The organism is Pseudomonas sp. R9.37 (genome assembly GCF_963878885.1).
In the GTDB taxonomy this organism is placed as follows: domain Bacteria; phylum Pseudomonadota; class Gammaproteobacteria; order Pseudomonadales; family Pseudomonadaceae; genus Aquipseudomonas.
In genome coordinates this window covers 1-22,290 of sequence record NZ_CAWNZA010000048.1, presented here as the reverse complement: position 1 = coordinate 22,290, position 22,290 = coordinate 1, and the positions used below count along the sequence as shown (strand labels likewise).

The following is a 22,290-nucleotide window of genomic DNA, read 5'->3' as shown; positions in this document are numbered from 1 at the left end:
ATCAAAACCGGGCGAGGTCGCCGTAAATACGTTCGATGCGCACCCAGGCGTCGGTCGCCTGAGCGGTCGCCACCAGGTATTGGGTGCGGGCTGCGATCAAGGTGCGCTGGGCGTCGAGCACGTCGAGGAAGTTGAACTTGCCCATCTCGAAGCCACGGGTGGCGTTGTCCACCGCGCTCTGGGCGGCGGGCAGGATGTGTTGGTTGAATGCGCGCACTTCGGTATCGGCGGTTTGCCACAGGTCCAGGGCCTGGCGGGTTTCGGTGCGCAGGCGCAGTTCGACCGCGTTACGCAAGTCGCGGGCTTGGTCGGCACGGCGGCTGGCGGCGAGCACATTGCCCTGGTTGCGGTTGAACAGCGGGATCGGCATCGACACGCCCACCAGGTTCACGCGTTCACGCACGCTGGCGTCGTACTGGCTGCCGATGGACACATCGAGGTCGGGAATCCGCTGGGCCTTTTCCAGGCCCACGCTGGCTTCGCTTTGAATAATGTGCAGGTCGGCCAGGCGCAGTTCGGTGGTTTGCTCGAGCCGCGCGAGCAATTGCGCGGCGGCCGGCAAGGGCGGCGCGGATTGGCTTTGCGCGGCCACGGCCTCAAAGTCAGGCGTGGCGCTGCCGGTGCTGGCGGCCAGGCGCCGATAGGCATCGCTGAGGCCGATTTGCGCGCGGTTCAATTCCAGGCGGATCTGCGACACCTGCACCTGCGCGCGAGTGGTTTCCACCGGCGATGATTTGCCGGCGGTGACGCGACCTTTGGCGACCACCAGGCCACGCTCGGCCAGGGCCATCGAGCGTTGCGCCAAGTCGAGGCGCTGCTGGGCCCGCAAAGCACTGTAGTAACTGTCGATTACGTCGGCGCGCAGGCCATTGCGACGCTGCTCCAGGGTCAGCGCCGCGGCGTCCTGGGCGCGCGTCGCGACGTCAATGCGCGCGCCACGTTTGCCGCCCAGTTCCAGGGTCTGGCTGAGTTTGAGGGTGGTCGTGCGCGTGTTGCGGCGAGTGTCTTCGGCATCCCAGGAAGCCACCGGGTTGGGGATCAAGCCGGCCTGCTGGCGACCGCCCTGGGCAATGTCGATTTCCCATTGCGCAGCGGCCAGGTCAGGGTTGTTGGCGAAGGCGGCTTGCAGGGCTGCATCCAGAGAGAGGGTTTGCGCCTGGGCAGCGCCTGCGGCCACCCACAACGCTGCTGCCCCCAAAAGTGTTCTAACGGAAAGTGCCATAACGAAAGTTCCACGCCCATGAAGTCGCTGAGATTTCCCAGCGGGGGGCAATGTAGCTTTCGGTACTTATCAGGGCCGTGGGCGAAACATTACAAATCCGTTAGCCGGGCTCAGGCATGCACCTCGTCATGCTCGTCGTGCACAAAACCTTCGCCTTCCACCTGAATCGTGGCGTGGGAAATATCGAATTGTTCGTGCAGCAATTCCGTCACCTGACTAAGGATTTTTTGCTCCGTGTTCAGCGCAGCATCCGCCACCAAGTGCGTGCTCAGCACATTCTTGCCGCTGGTCAGGGCCCAGATATGCAGGTCGTGCACGTCCTTGACCCCCGGCACACCGCGAATGGCCTGCTCGACCTGATCGATATCGATGCCGTCCGGCACGCCCTGCAGCAGCACGTTCATGCTTTCCTTGAGCAGCGTCCAAGTGCGCGGCAACACCCAGAAACCAATCGCCGCCGCCACCACCGAGTCAACCCAGCCCCAGCCGGTGAACATGATCACCACTGCCGCGATCATCACGCCGATGGAACCGAGCATGTCGCTCCAGACCTCCAGATAAGCGCCCTTCACATTCAGGCTTTCACCGCTGGCGGCACTCAGCAGTTTCATCGAGATCAGGTTGACGATCAGCCCCAAAAACGCAATCACCAGCATGCCGGTTGACTGGATCTCAGCCGGTGCCTGCAGCCGTTGATAGGCCTCATACAGAATGTAAAACGCCACGCCAAACAACAGCAGCGCATTGAACGCCGCCGCGAGGATCTCGAAACGCGCGTAGCCAAAGGTGCGCTTGCGGTCGGCCGCGCGCTTGGCGACCTGGATGGCCACCAGAGAAATCGCCAGCGCCAGGGCGTCGGTCATCATGTGCGCGGCGTCGGACAACAGCGCCAGGCTGCCGGTGATAAACGCGCCGATCACCTCAGCAATCATGAAGCTGCTGGTCAGCCCCAGGGCGATCCATAGAAGACGCTCGTGGCCGGCGCGTACCTGACCGTGGTTATGTCCTGCGCTCATGAAAATTCCTCGATAAGTGGGGTTCGTTGATCATAGAGCTATAGGCCAGATCCCCGCGCAGGGGTTGCAAATTTGTCATCTGCGCGACAGCTCGTCGTTATATCGCGCGCACCAAAATCGCACATGGACGCTCTGCAACAGTTCTATCAGGTATGCTTTTCGAGCAGGAAACAAAAAGAAACAAATTAGCCAACCTGTTCGATAAGGAGTCCCGTTTTGGAGTTATCGACTGCCGCGTGGATGGTTCACGACACCCGTCTCATGTTCTGCGTTCTGCTGGCCATCGCCAGCATCATTGTGTTGATCAGCGCGACCAAGCTGCCGCCATTTTTATCGATTCTGATCGGTACGTTTATCGCCGGCGTCGGCGCGGGGTTGCCGCCGGAAGAAGTCGCCAAGGCCTTCAGCAAAGGCGCCGGGGCAATCCTCGGTGAGGCCGGGATCATCATTGCTCTGGGTTCGATGCTCGGTGCGTTAATGGCCGAATCCGGCGCCGCCGACCGTATCGCCACCACCTTGCTCGGGCTGGGCAAAGGCAAGTCGTTGCCTTGGGTGATGGCATTGGTGGCGATGGTGATTGGCTTGCCGCTGTTCTTCGAAGTCGGGCTGGTAATGATGGTGCCGATCATCTTCGTAATGGCCAAACGTTCGAATCAGCCACTGCTGAAAATCGCCATTCCGGCACTGGCGGGCATGACCACCTTGCACGCCCTGATGCCACCGCACCCGGGGCCGCTGATTGCGGTGAGCGCATTGCACGCCGACTTGGGCCTGACCATGTTGCTGGGCTTCTGCCTGGCGGTGCCAGCAGTGATTCTCGCGGGCCCGCTGTATGGCAACTGGCTGTCCAAGCGCATGCAGGTGGATGAACCGGCCGACATCGGCGCGCTGTTCAGCGCACCGCCCAAGGCACCGCGCCAGCCGAGTTTCGGGGTGTCGTTGCTGATCATTTTGTTGCCGGTGATTTTGATGCTCGGCAGCACCTTGGCCAAAGTTGCGATGGCGCCGGAAAACCCGCTGGCACTGACCTTGAAGTTTCTCGGTGAACCGCTGATCGCCCTCGGCCTGGCTGTCATCGCCGCCGTGATCTGCCTGGGATGGGCCGCCGGCATGCCACGCGCCGAGGTCGGCAATACGCTGCGCAAAGCCCTCGCGCCCATCGCCGTGTTGCTGTTGACCATCGGCGCCGGCGGCGGCCTCAAGCAAACGTTGCTGGATGCCGGCGTCAGCCAGACCATCAGTAAAGTCGCCGAAGGCGCGCACATGCCGTATCTGCTGCTGGCCTGGTTGATTGCCGTGGCCCTGCGCCAGGCCACTGGTTCGGCGACCGTCGCCACGACAACCACGGCGGGCATTCTCGCGCCGATGATGGCGGGTTTGGCGGCGACGCAGAGTTCACTGGTGGCGCTGGCGATTGGCGCAGGCTCGGTGTTCTTCTGTCACGTCAACGACGCCGGGTTCTGGATGGTGCGCGAGTACTTTGGCTTGCAATTGAAGCAGACGATCTGGGTGTGGTCGGTGCTGCAAACCATCGTTTCCGTGGTCGGCCTGGTCGGCACGCTGTTGCTCTGGCACTTTCTGACCTGAGCTTCAGGTAACCAAGGTGTGGCGCTTGCCAAACAGCGCCACACTCGCCACCCCGACCGCGCCCATCACCACGCAATAGCCCACGCAAATCCACGGGCGCGTGGGCATCAGCGCGATCAGCAACAACGGCGTCGTACTCGCCCACAACGCGTAGGCAATGTTGTAGGTGAAGGAAATCCCCGACACTCGCACATGCGCCGGAAACAGGCCGACCATCACCGACGGCACCGCGCCCACCACGCCACAACTCAAGCCCGCCACGGCGTACGCCGCGCCCAGCCACACGCCGCCGTTGATAAGGCTCGCGTACAGCAGCGCAATCCCCACTGGCAGCAACAGGCTGTAGACCAGCACCGCGCGCCAGGCGCCGATGCGGTCCACCAGCAGGCCGGCGAGGACGCAGCCGATATTCAGAAAGACAATACCCAGCGCGCTCAAGGCGAAGGTGTGGCTGGGGCTCATGCCGAAGGTTTTTTGCATCAGGGTCGGGGTGATGACGACCAGCACCACCACGGCCGAGGTGAGCACGCAGGTGAGGATCATGGCCGGCAGCAGCACGGCGCGATGGTCGCGCAGCACGGTGCGCAGCGGCAGTTCGGCGGCCGCCTGGCGGCGGGCCTGCATGTCGAGGAACACCGGAGTTTCGCTGAGCCAGCGGCGCAGCCACACGCCGATCACGCCGAATACGCCACCGAGCAGGAACGGGAAGCGCCAGGCGTAATCGAGGATTTCGGCTGGGGTGAAGACTTGCGCCAGCAGCGTGGCAGTGAGTGCGCCCAGCAGGTAGCCGAAGGTCAGGCCGGCTTGCAGGAAACCCAGCGCGTAGCCGCGATGATGACGCGGTGCGTGCTCGGCAACGAATGTCCAGGCGCTGGGTACTTCGCCGCCCACTGCGGCGCCTTGCAGCACGCGCAGCATCAGCAGGATCAGCGGGGCGAAGTAGCCGATTTGCGCGTAGGTCGGCATGATCCCGATCAGCAGGCACGGCAACGCCATCATCAGGATGCTCAGGCTGAACACGCGTTTGCGCCCCAGATGGTCAGCAAAGTGCGCCATCAGGATGCCGCCCAGCGGGCGCGCCAGGTAGCCCGTCACGAAGATCCCGAAGCTTTGCAGCAGGCGCAGCCACTCGGGCATTTCGGGCGGGAAAAACAGTTGGCTGAGGGTCAGCGCAAAGAATACGAAGATGATGAAATCGTAGATTTCCAAGGCGCCACCAAGGGCGGCCAAGCCCAGGGTTTTGTAGTCGGAGCGGGAAAAACGCTGCGCCTGTGGGGAAAAGGTGGCAGTCATGTGCAAGCTCGGCAGACAAACAAAATGGCGTGCAGGTTATGAGTTGAGTCCGGTGATGGCAATCGCGACGGATATATTTGTTTTACTCATGGATCGATGAAGATAACTGCATTCCCATATCAATGGCCGTAGCGGAACATGCCGTAAAACTGCCAACACCATAATAAATACAAGAGGAATGACTCGTGGCCGATGCTATCGAAGAAAGCCGCTATGCCCGATTTGCCCTGCGTTGCTCCAACTTTGCCGAACGCTGGTTTCCGGATTCCTGGGTGTTTGCCGCCCTCGCGGTGATCATCGTCGCCGTGGCAACCCTGGGCATGGGCGCCGCACCCACCGAAGCCGCCAAAGCCTTTGGTGACGGGTTCTGGAGCCTGATCCCATTCACCATGCAGATGGCCTTTGTGGTGATCGGCGGTTACGTGGTGGCCAGTTCGCCACCGGCGGTGAAACTGATTGACCGCCTGGCACGTATCCCCAAAAACGGCCGCTCGGCGGTGGCCTGGGTTGCATTGATTTCCATGGTCGCGTCCCTGCTCAACTGGGGCTTGTCGCTGGTGTTCGGCGGGTTGCTGGTGCGCGCACTGGCCCGCCGCACGGATTTACGCATGGATTACCGCGCAGCCGGTGCTGCGGCCTATCTGGGCCTGGGCGCGGTGTGGGCGCTGGGGCTGTCGTCGTCGGCCGCGCAATTGCAGGCCAACCCGGCCAGCCTGCCGCCGTCGATCCTGTCGATTACGGGGGTGATCCCCTTCACCGACACGATTTTCCTGTGGCAATCCGGGGTGATGTTGCTGGCGCTGATCGTGGTCTCGTTGATCATCGCCTACGCCACCGCGCCCGGCCCGAACAGCGCCCGTGATGCAAAGGCCTGCGGCGTCGACCCGGCGTTCAACCTGCCTAAGCTTCAAGCGCCCACCCGCCCGGGCGAATGGCTGGAACATAGCCCGCTGCTGACTATTCTGCTGGCGTTGCTGGCGGCCGGTTGGCTGTTCCATGAGTTTTCGACCAAGCCGGCGATCAGTGCAATTTCGGGCCTCAACACCTATAACTTCCTGTTCATCATGGTCGGCGCACTGCTGCACTGGCGCCCGCGCAGCTTCCTCGATGCGGTGGCGCGCGCCGTACCGACCACCACCGGCGTGCTGATCCAGTTTCCGCTGTATGGCTCCATCGCGGCGCTGATGACGGTGGTCAAGGGCGGCGACGGCCAAACCCTGGCGCACCATATCTCGACCTTTTTCACCTCTATTGCTTCACACGACACCTACGCGCTGTTGATGGGCGTGTACTCGGCGGTGCTGGGCTTCTTTATTCCGTCGGGCGGCGGCAAATGGATCATCGAAGCGCCTTACGTGATGCAAGTGGCCAACGACCTGCAATACCACCTGGGCTGGGCAGTGCAGATCTACAACGCGGCCGAGGCGCTGCCGAACCTGATCAACCCGTTCTATATGCTGCCGCTGCTGGGCGTGTTGGGGCTCAAGGCGCGGGATTTGATCGGGTTTTCGTTTGTGCAGTTGCTGGTGCACACGCCGCTGGTGTTGTTCCTGTTGTGGGCGTTGGGGACGACATTGAAGTATTTGCCACCCGTCATGCCATAACACGGTCAGGGTGGAAGCGGGCTTGCTGGCAAAAATGCGCGGGGTCAGTGAAACGGTTGGCCGACACTGCGCTTTCACGAGCAAGCCCGCTGCCCTATTTCGATCTGCGGCTTTAACCCGGCTGTCTTCTTTTCGTCACATTGCGTTGCTACCGTCCTGCGAAATATCTTGAAACAACCACCGCGCAGGGACTCCCAGCAATGAGTGACGAGCACGAAGACCGCCCTTCCCCCGATTCCATCGCTCAACCGCCGGTAGACACCAGCCGCCGGCGTTTCTTGGGGGGTGCGGCAGTGCTGGGGGTCGGCGCGACCTTGAGTGCCTGTGGCCACACCGGTGAAACACCGAGCACACCGGTGACGCGACCGCTCACACCTCAAGAGCTGGACAAGGCCTTGCACGACCAGGTGAAAACCGTGGTGGTGATTTATGCCGAAAACCGCAGCTTCAACAATTTGTTTGCTGATTTCCCTGGCGTGGAAAAACCACTCTCGGCACTCTCCGGCGCCGAGGCCCAGCAACGCGACCGCGACGGCAGCCTGCTGACCAGCCTGCCGCCAACCTGGGGCGGTGTGTTGCAAGTCGGCCCGCAAAGCGTGGATGGGGTGACCTACCCCAGCGAAGTGCAATTCCAGGAAAACCTGCCCAACGCACCGTTCGCCCTCAAAGGCCCGAACGCCGAAGACCTGCCTTTGAGCCTGGTCACGCGCGATTTGTGGCACGTGTTCTACCAGAACCAGATGCAGATCAACGGCGGCAAGAACGACAACTTTGTGGCCTGGGGCGATTCCGGTGGCCTGGTGATGGGCCATTACGCCCAGAGCCGTTATTCCTTGCGCCTGTGGGATGTGGCCAAGGAGTTTGTGCTGTGCGACAACTTCTTTCAGGGTGCATTTGGTGGCTCGTTTCTTAACCACCAGTACCTGATCAGCGCCACGGCGCCGTTTTATCCAAACGCCGCGCAGTCGGTGGCCAAGGCGCAGATTGCCACGCTGCAAAGCGATGACCCTGCCGACCCGCGCCTCAAGCCGCTGGACAAGTCACCCGCCAGTGCCATGACCGGCCCACCGCAGTTTGGCCCCAGCGCACTGACGCCGGACGGCTACGGCGTGAACACCCTCGCCCCGCCGTACTGGCCGACCTGGATTCGCGACCCGCAAAACCCGGATTACTCCAAACCCGACCTGCCCAACGTGCTCGTGCCGCAAACCCACGAACACATCGGCGACAAGCTGTCGAAAAAGAACGTCGACTGGGCCTGGTACGCCGGGGCGTGGCAAGCGACCCTCGACCAGTTCAAGGATTCGGGCGGCATCCCGAAAATCCCCAACTTTCAGTATCACCACCAGCCGTTCAACTACTTCAAGCAACAAGGGCCAGAAAACCGCGCCGAGCGTGATAAACGCCTGCGCGATGGCGGCTTGGGTGATGAGGCCAGCACCAACACATTCTTCGCCGACGCCCAGGCCGGCAAGCTGCCTGCCGTGAGCTTCTATAAGCCTCAGGGCAACCTGAACATGCACGCCGGTTACGCCGACGTAGCCTCGGGCGATCGCCATATCGCTCGCGCCTTGAAAGTGCTGCAGGAAAGCCCGCAGTGGAAAAACATGGTGGTGGTGGTGACCGTCGATGAAAACGGCGGCTGGTGGGACCACGTGGCGCCGCCCAAAGGCGACCGCTGGGGCCCGGGCACGCGAATTCCGGCGCTGGTGGTGTCGCCGTTTGCGCGCAAAGGCACCGTGGACCACACGGTTTACGACACGGCATCGATCCTGCGTTTGATCACCAGGGTGTTCCAGCTGGAGAAACTGGACGGCCTCAAGCAGCGCGACGACGCGATGATTTCCCGCGGCCAGACGCCCATGGGCGATTTGAGCAACGCATTGCAATTCAAGGTGTAGGTTTTCTTATCCAATAGCGACACGCCTGGCGATTTAGCACGCGGTTTTCCTGGTCAGCCGCTACTGTGTGGAGGTGGGCTTTCACCCCGCGCAGACGGGCTTTCGCTGACAAGGAACCAACTATGTTCAAACCGACCAGGCTGTCCTTCACCTTGGTCGCACTGCTGGCCAGTGCGGTCGTACACGCCGATATCGAAGTACCACTGGGCAGCACGCAACGCGTCACCCAATTGTTCGCGTTTCCCAATAATTGCAACGTGATCTGCTTTCGGCCATGGACGCTGGAGCAGACCGCCGAGCACTACCTGAACCAGAGCTTGCAGCGCGACGGGTACAGCCGCGCCAAGGTCAGCGTGAAAACCCATGACGGCGAGGTCGTGGCGACCTTCAGCGGCGTACCCGACCACTACGGCCAGCCCCTCACCACGCTGCTCAACACCGCTGACCTGGCCTACCAAGGCGCCAGCAAGCTCAACACCGACGGCAAATGGGCCTACAACTGGTACCTGTTCCTGCCGCTGGGCATGGCCCTGGAAAACCGCAAAAGCATCGAGCTGCTGCACTTCCCGCCGGATTACTCGCTGACCCAGGCCCAGGATTACCTGGAATCGGCCACCACCGATCGCTGGGCCACGTTGCTCACCGACAACGGCATTCCGGCCACCGAAACCCCGGCCTACCAGACCATCATCGATATCGCCCCCATCGCCGCGCCGTCCAACGCGGGCAAGGACCTGGAAACGGTCTACAGCTATTTCACCGACTATCAGACCCGCATGGTCAAGGAACTGAGCCTGCACGCCAACGGCTCATTGCCGATGGTGGCGTTCGGTGCGCCGGTGCGCAGCTGGATCAAACAACAGTACGGTCAGACGGTGGCGGTGCTGGGCCTGGCGCAGATCAGCCCGACCGAGGGCAAACCCGTGTCGGTGCTGGGCGCCAACCACCCCAGCTACATCTGGTACGCGGCAGACCCTGCCACCTACGACGGCAATGAACAAAAAGCCGACGAAGCCGGTTTGAAGGTGATGGGCCAGGATTTGAGCGCTGCCTGCTGGCAAGCCGGCATGGGGCAGAAGCCCGCCAGCGATCCGAATGTGTTGCTAAAGGCATGCATGAACACCTGGCAGGTCACGCGCAAGGAGCAGACCTGTGAGCTGTTTTACACCTCGGTACGCAACCTGACCCCGGAACAGGCCAACGCCAAATGCGCCACGCCTACGATCAAGGCCCAGTTGAAACAGCTCAAAGGCGTGGTGCCGGCAGCGTCGCTCACCGCGCCAGCGCTATAAAACGCACAAACAAAACGGTTTCTACTGTCAGATTTGACAGTAGAAATCGAATTCAACTTGGGCGAGTCTGGGGCCGCACACATTCGCTGCAAGACTGGCCGTCAGACAACTCAGTAGGTCGATGCAGCCTAAGCCAGGAGAGTTATGAAAACTCAAGCCATGGATAAGGCTAAAACCAGCACAAAGGACTGTCTTTACCCTTTCAAAACCCTGCTTTTTGAACCGGGCTATCCTTCGACCGAGCAATTCCAGCCCATTCAGGACGCTAACGGATTGCCTGCCGGGGTCAAGGCTCGCATCGCCTTCGACAGCCGTGTGCGCATCGCCAAGGTCTCCGGCTACGCCGTGGGGGAGCGGCGCCCGCATACGCTGCAGCTGTCACCCCGTATCCACCTGTATGACTCCTGGTTCTGCGGCCTGTTGATGCACTCCTGCGACCCGAATGTGTTTTTCGACACCACAGACCTGGAGCTCTGGACCGTACAGCCGATCGCTCCCGGCACCTTGCTGACGCTGGATTACGCCAGTACCGAGGACGCGCTGCCCCAGCAGTTCGCTTGCCTGTGCGGCGAGCTGAACTGCCGGGGCTGGATCACCGGCAACCAGGAGCCGTTAAACAGCGAAGGTCAGGCGTTCATGGCCCGGTGGCGTGAACGCAAACGACCTTAGGCTTCGCCCAACGGGCGCAGGCGGTATTGCGGCGGCAGCTGCTCAAAACCACTGATGGTGGTGTTCAAGCTTTTCCAGCGGCCATCCTTGATGCCATAGATGCAGCCATGAATCGACAGGCTCTGCCCACGGTGCCAGGCGTTTTGCACAATGCTGGTGTGGCCGACGTTGGCCACTTGCTGAATCACGTTCAGCTCGCAAAGGCGATCGACGCGCTCTTCTTCGGTCGGCAGCTGGGCCAGCAGGTCACGGTTTTCGTAATAAAGATCACGAATAGTGCGCAGCCAGCCGTCGATCAGGCCGAACTGGCGGTCCTGCATCGACGCGCGCACACCGCCGCAGCCATAGTGGCCGGTGACGAGGATGTGTTTGACCTTGAGCACATCGACTGCGTACTGGATCACCGACAGGCAATTGAGGTCGGTGTGCAGCACCACGTTGGCGACGTTGCGGTGCACGAACAGATCACCCGGCAACATGCCGACGATCTCGTTGGCCGGTACGCGGGCGTCGGAGCAACCGATCCACAGGTATTCCGGGGTTTGCTGGCGGGCAAGCTTGGCGAAGAATTCGGGATCTTCCTGTTTGATCGCGTCCGCCCAGCGTTCGTTGTTATCAAGCAGGTCTTGTAGTTCGTTCATCAGGGAAAGCCTCAGGAATGATGCGCAGCTGTGTGACAGACAACCGCTCGTCCGGGTCACGCCAAGCCGTAATTAGCTTGAATCTTTAGGGCGCCGTGCCTGTCCACACACTATAAGCCCCACAGTATGAGGATTGGCCATGACTGAATCACGACGTCCCTACGGCGCTACGCAGCCGGAACCGATTGACGACAACGAAGACCGCATGGGCTCGATGCGCGAGCTGGATTTTGACGAGGAAGGACCGACCGCGGAAATCGGCGATGAGATCCCGGCAGGCGAGCGCGAGCACCTGATGCCCGACGAACGGGTACGCGAAGCCGGGATGACCGGGGCCTCTACGCAGGACCATGAGCCGACCGACGACGATATGAGCCCCGAAACCCTTATCCATGAGGACGGTGCGCGGGATGCGCGGGAGGAAGGCGAGGATAACCCGGCGGATTACGATCTAAGCATCGTCGATGAAGATGAGATCGGCGGCGGCAACGGGCTGGATGAGGCTGAGCTGGCCGACATCGACCCGGTCGACGGCAACCGCTGATACAGCGCGGTTCAACATGTGGGAGCGGGCTTGCTCGCGAATGCGATTGGTCAGTCAGTAAATCTTTGACTGATGCACCGTATTCGCGAGCAAGCCCGCTCCCACATTGGCGTGTGTATTCAGTCCACTAACGTGCAGGCCATCACAACGGCATCTTCGCGGCCACCCACGGCGGGGTAGTAATCGCGCCGACGGCCGATTTCGTTGAAACCGTAACGTTCGTACAGGCGAAACGCCCCCGTATTGCTGTCGCGTACTTCCAGGAAGCACTCGCGGGCATTGGCGGCATAAGCGCGGGACATCAAGTGTTCCAGCAACGCCAGGCCCAAACCCCGGCCCTGGTTTTCCGGCTTGACGGTAATGTTCAGCAGATGCGCTTCATCGAGGATGATCTGCACCACGCCGTGGCCTACCTGCTGCTCACCTTCAAACATCAGCCAGATCTGGTACTTGCCCAAGCCGTCGAGAAAAATCCCGCGGGTCCAGGGATGGCTGAACGCCGCGTATTCAATCTTCAGTACAGCGTCGAGGTCCGCCTCGGTCATTGGGCGGAAAGATAAAGCTTCACTCATCGGTACTTTTCCAGCGCGCCATCAGCCGGCGCATGGCTTGCCATACATCAGCCTTACGCTGTGGCTCTTCCATTAATAATTCCAGGCCCGGCAGGGCCCACACCGACCCAAGGCCTTCGACCTGCAGTTCACGGTACCAGGCCTCGGCATTCGCCTCGCCGGCAAACCGCACGGCGGGCAGGCCGATCAACCACAGGCACACGCACGGCTCGTCTTCGAGGCGCGCCGAAACAAAACCTTGCACAAAATCCCGCGCAGCTTCCGGGCCCTGGTCCATGTTGCCACGCACCAGCAGCGGCCAGCGCACCGGGTCGCCGACGATTTGCGGGCTGTCGGGCAGGCCGGCAGCACGCAGCATGTCCTTGAGCAGCATGTAAGCCGGGTCGCGCGTCTGGAAGCGCTCGCCTGTGGGTAACTCCACCAATAGCAGACAACGCCCGGCCCGCAGCAATTGCAGGGCAAAGCGCGGCGGCGGCACCACCGGCGCCTTGGCCACCGGCGCAACCGTTTCGGCCACCACTGGCTTGGCCATTGGCGCCGGGCGCGGCACTTCGACCTTCACCCGCTCGACGACAGGGCGCGATTCAGGCGTGGGCTTGACCACGGCCACCGGCGCAGCCGCCTCTTCCCCCGACACGTCGAACGCCTCATAAGGCTCAAGCGCCTGCAGCAGCTCGGGCCGCGATGGGGCGGCAAACGGCAGTTCGGTGCGGGGCAGCCAGTTGACCACCTGCATGGCGGTCAAGTAAGCGCGACGTCGGGACTCGATAAGCACAGCTCGGCCACTTGTGGATAACTAAAGAGCGGGGATTCTACCGCTGTTCGGTAACAATCGCCCACTGTGCACTGACCGGCTGTGGATAAATCCCGCGCCTGATGCAGTACAATCGCGACTTTTAATCGCCAACCAGCCGGCCATTCCCATGATCGAACCCAAGCGCGTCCTGCGCGCCCTCGCCGAACACTGGGCCTTACTTGAGCCACTGTGCGAACACTTCGACCAAGGCACCTTGAGCCTTGGCGAACTGCGCGCGCAACTGGCCGCCCAACAACTGGACAGCACGCCCCAGGACATCACGAGCCTGCTGGACGTGTGGATTCGCCTGGATATCCTGGTGCCTGTCGCCAAGAGCCCGAACCGTTTCGAGCTCAACGCACAGATCCACGATTTCCTGGCCTATCTTCGCAAGGAGCACCGGCTTGGCCTGTGCCTGGAAATTGAAGCCTACCTGCGCCACCTCGAGCGCCTGGCCGGCTACATTCAGGACGCCTTCGACATCCGGGATGGCCACGACCTGGCCCGCCAACTGCGCCTGCTGGACATGCGCGTACGCGATGTATTGAAAAAACTCGCCAACGACGAGCAAGCCCTCGCGGCCGTGGCCGACCGCGCCAAGACCAGCGACCGGCAGATTCCGTTGCGCCAGCGGTATGCCGAAGTGCTGGCGACCTGGGACGAATACGTCGAGCCGATGATCCAGCTGGTGAACGCCGACGGCGCCTTTGAACAAGGCGTGCGCAAGGTCGAAAACGTGCTGTTGCGCATGCTCACCGAGCAACAACGCCTCGGCCACCTGGTCGATGACGACATGCTGCTGCGCACCCACGCGCGCATCCTCGAAATGCAGACCAGCGCCCAGCTGACCTTGCGTCATGCGCGCGAACTGCTGCTGCCGTTGCGTGAAGAAGCACGCCGGCACAACGCCGTGACCCGTGGCGCCGCGCTGGCCTTGTCGGCCATCCGCCGTAAAGGTCTGGACGCCGTGCCGCAAGCGGCGATGCCGATGTTCACGCGACCGCAAAGCACCTTTCTCGGCAGTGCCAGCCAGGTCGAGGCCTATGTGTACGCGCTGGCGAATTTCGAGCCGAAACCGGCGCGTTTCCCCAAGGCGCACAAATCCCACAAGGGCGACGCCCAGCGTGCACCGCGCACGGTCAAGGAAATGCTCGAGCGCTGCGAAGACGCGCTGCCGATGCCAGACCTGATGACCTGGCTGCTGGAGCAGGAACCGGACGGCGCCACCGACGAATTGTTGTACTGGTTCTCGCGGCTCTCGCGTGAAAAACGCTTCAAGCGCGAACGCCTGGAACGCCGCGACTACCACACACACGAGCACCAGGTCAGCCTGCGCTCCTTCGCCCTGCTCCCGGCCGGCACCGATGCCGCCGAGCATTCTGCGAGTACACCTCATGCATCTTGATCTATCCGAACTGTCCCAGCTGGCGCCGATCTTTCGCGAGCTGTTCAAGGGTTACCACGTCAGCCGCCGCGACCCGGAGCTGTACGCGCAGCTGTCGAACTTCCAGGACCAGTACCGCACGCTGTTCAAGGCGCTGGGCTTTGAGCTGGTGTGCGATACACGCGGCTTCTATTACTTTGTGCCGGACTCGGCGATTGCCAGCGCGCAAGTGAACAAGACTGCCCAACGCCTGGCGCTGTTCACCTTCATCCTTGTCGAGCACCTGGCCGACCAGGGCCGCGACCCGATCGCCGTGCTCGACGGCGGCAGCCTGGGCCGCGACGAATTGCCGTCGTTGCTGGAGAAGTACCGCGATCTGTTTATCCAGGCCGAAGTGCAGACCCAGGAAGAACTTGAAGAAAAAATCATGCGCCGCATGACCCAGCTGGGTTTTGCCAGCGAGGACAACGGCGTGTATCGCTTCCTGCCGCCGATGCACCGTTTCCTCGACGTGTGCCTGTCGGTGCAGCAGGACCGCGACCTCGCCGCCAGTGTGCACAGCGTGCTGCCTTTGCCGGCGCCGGTGATCATCGACGAAGACAGCGATGAAAAACTGCTCAAGACCGACGACCCGCTGGACTTGAGCGACTTTGACGAAGACAGCGAAGAAGACGCCCTGGCCCGCGCCATTGCCGAAGAACAGGAGACCGACGCATGAGCAAGGAACGCTACGGCATCCGCCGCTTCGCCCTATTGAACACCGCCGGTTACAGTTTGGGCCTGTTCCCGCTGGAAGAACCGTTGTCGGTGTACGGCGCGAACAACCTGGGTAAATCCGCCTCGATCAACGCCCTGCAGTTCCCGATTCTGGCGCGCATGTCGGACATGAGTTTCGGCAAGTACACCCTGGAGCAATCGCGGCGCTTCTACTTTGCCACCGACACCAGCTACATCCTCGTGGAAGTCTCGCTGCCCCACGGCCCGCACGTGATCGGCGTGGTCGGGCGTGGCCCGGGCGGTGGTTTCGGGCACCAGTTCTTTGCCTATGCCGGCAAGCTGGACCTGGCGCATTACCAGAAAAACGACACTTGCCTGCGTCAGAAAGAGCTGTTCACCAACCTTGAGCGCGAAGGCCTGAAAGCCTACGAGCTCAAGCCGGACGAACTGCGCCGTTTGCTGGTGGGCGGCCACACTTCGATCCCGCTGGACCTGACCCTGATTCCGCTGCGCTCCACCAGCGAGCAGAGCCTGAAAACCTTCCGCGCGCTGTTTATCAACCTGTTGCACATGCGCGAAATCACCGCGGCCAAGCTCAAGCAATTGTTCCTGGATGCCTTTGAACACAGCCTGCGTTCCGGCAGCGTGGACTACATCGCGGCGTGCGAAGAAGCGTTCCGTGATGTACGACGCATGGAGCAGGATTACAACTCGCTGGTGGCTGCCGGCCCGTTGGTTGAGGCATTGGCAAATGGCGTTCGGCAGCGCGATGTTCTGCGCGGCAAACTGCATCGCCTGTCGCCCTTGCTGGATTCGTTGCTGGGCACCTGGTCGGACTACGCCAGTGCACGCAAGGAAGAGCTGACGATCCAGGCCGAGCATTACCGCAATGAGCAGGACGCGCTGCAAAACGATCAGCGCGGTGGCACCCAGGAGCTGATGCGCCTGGAGCGGGAAATCAGCGGCATCCAGCGTTGGCTGGGCGAGCTGTCGGTGCTCAAGCATCGCTTCGCCCTGGTGGATGACGTCAAGGTGCTGGAACAGCAGCTGCTGGCGGCCAAGGATGCTCACGATGAGTTGGCGGGCGCCCTGGCGCAGTCGCGGCAGTTCAGCGCCGAGGATTTGGACGAGCGCTTGCGCGATCTGGAAAAACGCTTGAAGTCGGTCAAGCAGCAGCTCGACCACGCGGACAACAACAGCTACGCCAAACTGCGCGAAGAGTTTTCGCAGCAGGATGTCGAGCGTCTGATGCGCCTGTTCAACAGCTCGTTGTTCAGCCTGCCATTGGGCGAGCACGGCATTACGCTGGATGAGGACGGCCAGTGGGTCAAATCCCTGGAGCAGATCCTCGACGGCTTCAAAGGCGAGCGCTTCGAAGTGCCGGGGCTGTCCATCGACATCTCGCACATCGAGCCACCGGCGTTGCAGGCCCTGGCGGACCGCGCGGCGTTGCGCGACCAGAAAGAGCGCCTGGAAAAAGAACTCAAGCAACTCAAGACCCAGCAGGCCGTAGCCTCCGACCGCGCAGCCAGCAAGACCCAGACTGAAGCGCTGTACCAGCAAGTGCTGGATGCGCAGAAGGCGTTGGAGGACTTCCGTCGCGCCCAGACCCTGAGCGCTGAAGAAGGCGAGAAGCTGGAAAACCTGGCGCAAATGGAAGCCGCCCAGGATGAGTTGAAGCGCTCCAGCGACGCCTTCACCGAACGCGTGCAGCAGCTGTCGGCCAAGTTGCAATTGGTTGGGCGTCAGATTGGCGATATGGAAGCCAAGCAACGCACCCTGGATGACGCGTTGCGCCGTCGCCAGCTGCTACCGGCAGACTTGCCGTTCGGCACGCCGTTCATGGACCCGGTCGATGACTCCATGGATAACCTGCTGCCGCTGCTCAATGACTATCAGGACAGCTGGCAGGGTTTGCTGCGCGCCGACGGCCAGATCGAAGCCTTGTATGCGCAGGTTCGCCTTAAAGGCGTGGCCAAGTTTGACAGCGAGGATGACGTCGAACGCCGCCTGCAACTGCTGATCAACGCGTATGCGCACCGCACTGACGAAGCCCTGACCTTGGGCAAGGCGCGCCGTGCAGCCGTCACCGATATTGCGCGCACCCTGCGCAATATCCGCAGCGACTACGACAGCCTGGAACACCAGTTGGCCTTGTTCAACCGCGAGATCAACAAGCGCCAGGTGTCCAACCTGCAAAGCTTCCGCATTGTGCTGGCGCCGAACAAGGAAGCCCTCAAGCATATCGACCAGATCATCCACAGTGCCGGTCAGTATGAAGAAGGCGAGACGTTGTCGGTGTTTGACCTCAGCCAGAGCGCCGAGCAGGACAACAAGAACGAAGAGGCCAAGGAATACCTGGCCCGCCTTGTGGCCGCCAACCATAACCAGTTGGGCCTCAAGGACCTGTTCGAGCTGGCGTTCGAGATCACCAAGGTGCATGGCCAGCCGGTGATTCACACCGATATCGACGGCGCGGCATCCAACGGCACCACCATGACCATCAAGGCGCTGACCAACATGTACTTGTTGCTGCACTTGATGGACCGTGATCAGGCCGGGCGCGTGCGTTTGCCGTACTACCTCGATGAGGCAGCGGACATCGATGAGAAGAACCAGGCGGCGCTGCTGGAAACCAGTTTGCAGCTGGGTTTTGTGCCGATTCTGGCCAGTGTGAAGCCGCAGGTGTCCGCCCAGGTGGCGATCGACCTGGAAGGTGGCAGCGGGCCGAACGGCATCTACATTGATGAGGCGGACTGGAAGTACATCCGTCGTCACGATGCAGTGAAGGCGACCGTGAATGTGCAGGCGGATGAGCCGGAGTTGGATGAGGTTTGAGCCACTGAGCTGAAATGCAAAAAGGCCCCTGGGTGAGTACCCAGGGGCCTTTTTTTTTCGCCGGTTATGGCCTCTTCGTGGGCAAGCTCGCTGCCACAGGTGACCGCATTTCTACAGGATAAATGCGCTTGAATGTGGGAGCCGGGCCTGCCCGCGATGGCCGCGCCTCGGTTTACTTGCCGAGCGAAATCTTAGGTGCCCACGTCAGCCATTCATCTTCAAACTTGTCGAACAGCGGGAAGGTCTGCTGCGGCCGGGCAGCATTGCCCATGCGCTCGCCGTCTGGCGTGGCGAAGGCGATACCGCCGGCGACCAGCGTCTCCAGGGATTCAGTGCGCACTGTCGCACCTTTGAACAAGCCGAAGTCGAGACCGAAACCGCTGGTGTTCCAGAAGCGGCTGCCACTGCGCACCAGTGGCGCGTACTTGGGCTCGATCAAGATATGGATCAGCACGCGGTCGGCGGTTTGACCCAGCTCGTAGCCGGTGACTTTGCCGACGGTGACCTCACGGTAGGTGACCGGCACGCCTTCCTTCAACGAGCCACGGCGTGCGGCGCTGAGTACCAGGCTCAGGCCTTCCTCCTGACGGGCCGCCTCCGGTGGCTTGTCCAACGCGACGAAGCTCTTTTGTGGGCCAGCGTTTTTCGCAGATGGCTGCACCTCGATGTATTGGCCCGTGACCAGGGTTTCCAGGTTCGAGGTTTTCATCAGGCCCAACTCAGGCTTGACCACCCAGAACTGGCTGCCGGCGCGGGCGATCCGATCTGCCACTTGGGTGATGCGCGCGCTGAGCAACACCGACTGCATGTCGGCACTGAGGTCGACGCTCTCGATCTTGCCCACGTCCAGGCCTTTGAAGCGTACCGCGGTGCCGGGGCGCAGGCCGTCGGCACGATCGACCTTGATGGTCACCAGCGTGCCGTGTTGATTGGCGGCTTCGCGATCGGCAAACAGACGGAAACGCGGGATACGTTTTTTCAGCGGCACGTTCGGTTCCGGGGTTTCGAAGGCAATACCGCCGGCCATCAAGCTGGCCAGGGATTCACTCTTGACCTGGATGCCCCCGGTGAGCCCGCCTGTCAGCGTCACGCCGCTGGCATTCCAGAAGCGCGTCGAACCGTTGACCAGGTTTTCGTATTCCTTCTCGATGTGGACACCGATCACCAATTGCTTGTTCTTGCGCGAGAACTGGTAGCTCTGTACCGAACCCACCTTGACCTGTTTGTAGAGGATCGGGCTGCCGACATCCAGCGAGCCTAGGCTGTCGGTGAACAACACCATGTGCAGGCCGGGGGAACGCAGGTCCAACGGTGGTGCCTTGGCCCGAGCGACGAATTCGCGCTGCGGCGCACTGCCTTTGTCGCCAGGGCGAATGGCGATGTAGTTACCTTTGACCAGCGCTTCCAGGCCGGTGATACCGGCAAGCGAGATGGACGGTTTGACCACCCAGAACTGGGTGTCTTGCACCAGGTAGTCTTCGGCAAGCGGGTCGAGGGTGAGCTCGGCATTGGCGCTGGACAGGTCAGGGTCAATCTTCAGGGTCTTCAGGCTACCAACCTGAATACCTTTGTACATGACCGGTGTGCGCCCGGCCTGAAGGCCTTCGAAGTCGGTGAGTTTGACCTTGACCTTGAGACCGGCCGCCGCTGCGTCGAAGTCTTCGTACAAGCGAAACGGCAGGCTTGGATCGGTGGGAGGGCTGTCCTTGCGGTTCTCGGGTGTAGCGAAAGCGATGCCGCCGGCAACGATGCTCGAGAGCGACTCGCTGCGCACCTTCACGCCGGAGAGGTTGGCGTCGATGCTGATGCCGCTGGCGTTCCAAAAGCGCGTATGTTTGCGCACCAGGCTGGCGTAAGTGGGCTCGATGTAGACCTTGATCTCGACCGTACTCTGGTCTTCGGACAGCAGGTAGCTTTTGACCTGGCCAACCTGAATCTGCTTGTAGAACACCGGGCTGCCACGGTTGAGCGAGCCCAGGCGATCGGCCTTGATGGTCAGGTGCAAGCCGGGCTTGGCGTCGGATAAAGGCGGCTCTTCGGAAAGGGCCTTGAATTTGCGCGACGGCTCGCCGTCACCAGGGCTGGCCGCAATGTAGTTACCCGAGACCAGGGTTTCCAGACCGGTGATACCGGCGAGGCTCACACTGGGTTTGACCAGCCAGAAACGGGTGTTGGTCTTGAGGTATTGCTCCACATCCTTGTTCATCTCGATGGTGGCGATCACCCCGCGATTGTTGCCCTCGTCGTCCAGGGCCAGGGTCTTGACCTTGCCCACGGGCATGCCTTTGTAGACCACTTCGGTCTTGTTGGCCTGGATGCCTTCGCCACTTTCAAAGCGCACCTGGATCTCGATGCCTTGTTGGGAATAGGCACGCCATCCCAGCCAACCACCGATGATCAGGGCTATCAGGGGCAACACCCAAATGGCCGACCAGTTGGAGGCCGGGCGGGTTTTAGCTTTTGGCAAATCACTCATGGTCGTCGTCCGACTCCGTGTTGTCCCAAATCAGTCGGGGATCAAAAGTTACTGCGGCAAGCATCGTCAAGATCACCACACTGGCGAACGCTGCAGCACCGAGATTAGCCTCGACACTGGCAAGTCGCCCAAAGTTAACAACCGCTACCAGGATGGCGATCACGAAGATATCCAGCATGGACCAGCGGCCAATGAATTCGATGAAGCGGTACATGATAATCCGTTGTTGCGCGGACAACGGCTGGCGACGCTGCACCGAGAACAACAGCAGGCCAATGCCCACCAGCTTGAATGTCGGTACAAGAATACTGGCAATAAACACCACAGCAGCGATAGGGAACATGCCGTGCTGCACCAACTGGATCACGCCGGCCATGATGGTACTTGGATCGCCCTGACCAAGGGAGTTGATGGTCATGATTGGTAACAGGTTGGCGGGGATATACAGGATCGCCGCCGTGATCAGTAACGCCCAGGTACGCGTAAGGCTGTTGGGACGACGGGCGTGGACCAGCGCACCGCAACGGGTGCAGAGCTGCTCATCGGTGTCGGCTTCTTGCTTGTTCAGCTCATGGCATTCGGTACAAATCAGAATGCCTGCATCAATCGCCCGCATGATCATCCTCTCCTGACAACGCTTGCCAGATCTGGTGGGGCGACATCACCACCTCAAGCAGCACCTGAACCATTAATAGACTGACGAAACAGATAAGCCCCAGGCCGACCGTGATGGAGGCCATGTCGGCGAGTTTGACGATCGCCACGAGCACGCCCATCAGGTAGACCTCCAACATTCCCCAGTCTTTCAAGTGATGGTAAATGCGGTAGAGGAACAACCCATAGCTGCGGCCGATCTTCCAGCGAATGCTCAACAGCACAGCCAATTGGCAGAGCAATTTGAGCAATGGGATGCCCATGCTGCACAGAAACACCACTGCGGCGACGCCCTGCATGCCGGTATCGAACAGACCTACAACGCCGCTCCAAACGGTGTCCTCTGAGGACTGCCCGAGTAGATTGAGCTGCATGATGGGTAAAAAGTTCGCGGGGATATACAGCAAAAGTGCGGCGATTACCAAGGCGAGGCTGCGCTCAACGACATTGTAGCGGTGAGCATAGAGCTCGTAACCGCAGCGTGCGCATTGAGCCTTTTCGCCTCGAGCGAGCGTGGGCTTGCGCATCAGCAAGTCGCACTCATGGCATGCCACCAGATCGTCCAGGGGTAAATCCGACACCGCTGGGGTATCAACCGGATCGGGCATAGTTAGGGCTCGAACTCTAAAAAAGGTTAGGTGCCTATTCTAATGGTCTGGTTCAGAAATAACTGTGCAAATTTGTGGGACGGATTCAACCGCTGGTCAAGCAGGCCGTCGCGGCATGCGGCGCAATAATGGGAGGACGTAGCGTTTGCTGATATTGGCGATTTCGGGGAGAGGGTTGGGCTTTTGTACGGCCGGGATTTAGCGCCCATGGCCCGGAGGTAGCGGGAAGTTTGGGAGCTGGGCCTATCAGGAAAGCACACATTATCGTTGGCGCATCGCGATGCCTTCATACCTGCACTTTTCGACCGCCCAAAACAAAGCCCCTGTTTGCGTTAGCAAACAGGGGCTCTGGAATTTAATCTTGACGATGACCTACTCTCACATGGGGAAACCCCACACTACCATCGGCGATGCATCGTTTCACTGCTGAGTTCGGGATGGGATCAGGTGGTTCCAATGCTCTATGGTCGTCAAGA

At 61.0% G+C, this 22,290-nt stretch carries 18 protein-coding genes and 1 rRNA gene; 9 read left to right on the top strand and 10 right to left on the bottom strand.

Going from position 1 to position 22,290, the window contains the following annotated elements:
• Position 1: 1 nt before the first annotated feature.
• Both AACU78_RS26085 and AACU78_RS26080 read right to left on the bottom strand, forming a co-directional pair.
• Complete coding sequence (locus tag AACU78_RS26085) at positions 2-1,222, bottom strand: TolC family protein (RefSeq protein WP_106578517.1); 1,221 nt, start codon at positions 1,220-1,222, stop codon at positions 2-4.
• 110 nt (positions 1,223-1,332) lie between these two features.
• Positions 1,333-2,238 (bottom strand): cation diffusion facilitator family transporter, encoded by a 906-nt coding sequence (locus tag AACU78_RS26080; RefSeq protein ID WP_106578516.1) that lies wholly within the window; start codon positions 2,236-2,238, stop codon positions 1,333-1,335.
• 216 nt (positions 2,239-2,454) lie between these two features.
• On the opposite strand from AACU78_RS26080, the gene AACU78_RS26075 reads away from it, so the two are divergent.
• The gene (locus AACU78_RS26075; protein ID WP_106578515.1) at positions 2,455-3,825 is read left to right on the top strand and encodes a GntT/GntP/DsdX family permease; all 1,371 of its coding nucleotides are present in this window, start codon (positions 2,455-2,457) and stop codon (positions 3,823-3,825) included.
• 3 nt (positions 3,826-3,828) lie between these two features.
• Here the strand turns inward: AACU78_RS26075 and AACU78_RS26070 are convergent, their stop codons facing one another.
• A complete protein-coding gene (locus AACU78_RS26070; protein ID WP_106578514.1) occupies positions 3,829-5,118 on the bottom strand; it encodes an MFS transporter in 1,290 nt (429 codons plus the stop codon).
• A gap of 185 nt (positions 5,119-5,303) precedes the next feature.
• Between AACU78_RS26070 and AACU78_RS26065 the strand changes: the two genes are divergently transcribed.
• The 4 genes from AACU78_RS26065 to AACU78_RS26050 all read left to right on the top strand — a co-directional run bounded on the left by AACU78_RS26065 (position 5,304) and on the right by AACU78_RS26050 (position 10,584).
• Positions 5,304-6,722: a short-chain fatty acid transporter gene (locus tag AACU78_RS26065; RefSeq protein ID WP_106578513.1), complete on the top strand. Its 1,419-nt coding sequence runs from the start codon at positions 5,304-5,306 to the stop codon at positions 6,720-6,722.
• 200 nt (positions 6,723-6,922) lie between these two features.
• Complete coding sequence (gene acpA / locus AACU78_RS26060; protein ID WP_106578512.1) at positions 6,923-8,623, top strand: acid phosphatase; 1,701 nt, start codon at positions 6,923-6,925, stop codon at positions 8,621-8,623.
• 122 nt (positions 8,624-8,745) lie between these two features.
• Positions 8,746-9,915 carry a hypothetical protein gene (locus tag AACU78_RS26055; RefSeq protein ID WP_106578511.1) on the top strand — a complete coding sequence of 390 codons (1,170 nt, stop codon included), beginning with the start codon at positions 8,746-8,748 and terminating at the stop codon, positions 9,913-9,915.
• A gap of 144 nt (positions 9,916-10,059) precedes the next feature.
• Positions 10,060-10,584 carry an SET domain-containing protein-lysine N-methyltransferase gene (locus AACU78_RS26050; RefSeq protein WP_106578510.1) on the top strand — a complete coding sequence of 175 codons (525 nt, stop codon included), beginning with the start codon at positions 10,060-10,062 and terminating at the stop codon, positions 10,582-10,584.
• Here the strand turns inward: AACU78_RS26050 and can are convergent.
• A complete protein-coding gene (can, locus tag AACU78_RS26045; RefSeq protein WP_010213394.1) occupies positions 10,581-11,225 on the bottom strand; it encodes a carbonate dehydratase in 645 nt (214 codons plus the stop codon). The genes AACU78_RS26050 and can overlap by 4 nt on opposite strands.
• 139 nt (positions 11,226-11,364) lie before the next feature.
• On the opposite strand from can, the gene AACU78_RS26040 reads away from it, so the two are divergent.
• Positions 11,365-11,769, top strand: a complete 405-nt coding sequence (locus AACU78_RS26040) for a serine kinase/phosphatase (protein ID WP_106578509.1) — start codon at positions 11,365-11,367, stop codon at positions 11,767-11,769.
• Between the two features lie 119 nt (positions 11,770-11,888).
• Here the strand turns inward: AACU78_RS26040 and rimI are convergent, their stop codons facing one another.
• Entirely contained in the window at positions 11,889-12,341 is a 453-nt protein-coding gene (rimI, locus tag AACU78_RS26035; RefSeq protein WP_003188286.1) for a ribosomal protein S18-alanine N-acetyltransferase, read from the bottom strand.
• The gene (locus tag AACU78_RS26030) at positions 12,334-13,077 is read right to left on the bottom strand and encodes an energy transducer TonB (RefSeq protein ID WP_106578508.1); all 744 of its coding nucleotides are present in this window, start codon (positions 13,075-13,077) and stop codon (positions 12,334-12,336) included. The genes rimI and AACU78_RS26030 overlap by 8 nt, the downstream gene beginning before the upstream one ends.
• 187 nt (positions 13,078-13,264) lie before the next feature.
• On the opposite strand from AACU78_RS26030, the gene mksB reads away from it, so the two are divergent.
• Genes mksB through mksF form a run of 3 tightly spaced genes read left to right on the top strand, consistent with a single transcriptional unit; the run spans position 13,265 to position 18,076 of the window.
• Positions 13,265-14,542, top strand: a complete 1,278-nt coding sequence (mksB, locus tag AACU78_RS26025) for an Mks condensin complex protein MksB (protein WP_106578507.1) — start codon at positions 13,265-13,267, stop codon at positions 14,540-14,542.
• A complete protein-coding gene (gene mksE, locus AACU78_RS26020) occupies positions 14,532-15,239 on the top strand; it encodes an Mks condensin complex protein MksE (RefSeq protein WP_106578506.1) in 708 nt (235 codons plus the stop codon). Before mksB ends, mksE begins: the two co-directional genes overlap by 11 nt.
• On the top strand, positions 15,236-18,076 hold the full coding sequence (gene mksF, locus AACU78_RS26015; RefSeq protein WP_106578505.1) for an Mks condensin complex protein MksF: 2,841 nt from the start codon (positions 15,236-15,238) through the stop codon (positions 18,074-18,076). Before mksE ends, mksF begins: the two co-directional genes overlap by 4 nt.
• Positions 18,077-18,248: 172 nt before the next feature.
• On the opposite strand, the gene AACU78_RS26010 is transcribed toward mksF, so the two are convergent.
• The 4 genes from AACU78_RS26010 to rrf form a co-directional block, all read right to left on the bottom strand.
• Complete coding sequence (locus AACU78_RS26010) at positions 18,249-20,552, bottom strand: PqiB family protein (RefSeq protein ID WP_106578504.1); 2,304 nt, start codon at positions 20,550-20,552, stop codon at positions 18,249-18,251.
• Positions 20,545-21,168 carry a paraquat-inducible protein A gene (locus AACU78_RS26005; protein WP_106578503.1) on the bottom strand — a complete coding sequence of 208 codons (624 nt, stop codon included), beginning with the start codon at positions 21,166-21,168 and terminating at the stop codon, positions 20,545-20,547. The genes AACU78_RS26010 and AACU78_RS26005 overlap by 8 nt, the downstream gene beginning before the upstream one ends.
• Positions 21,155-21,814, bottom strand: coding sequence for a paraquat-inducible protein A (locus AACU78_RS26000; protein WP_106578502.1), 660 nt, complete (start codon positions 21,812-21,814; stop codon positions 21,155-21,157). Before AACU78_RS26000 ends, AACU78_RS26005 begins: the two co-directional genes overlap by 14 nt.
• A 359-nt stretch (positions 21,815-22,173) precedes the next feature.
• Positions 22,174-22,289: ribosomal RNA gene (gene rrf / locus AACU78_RS25995) — 5S ribosomal RNA — on the bottom strand.
• Between the last annotated feature and the right edge of the window lies 1 nt (position 22,290).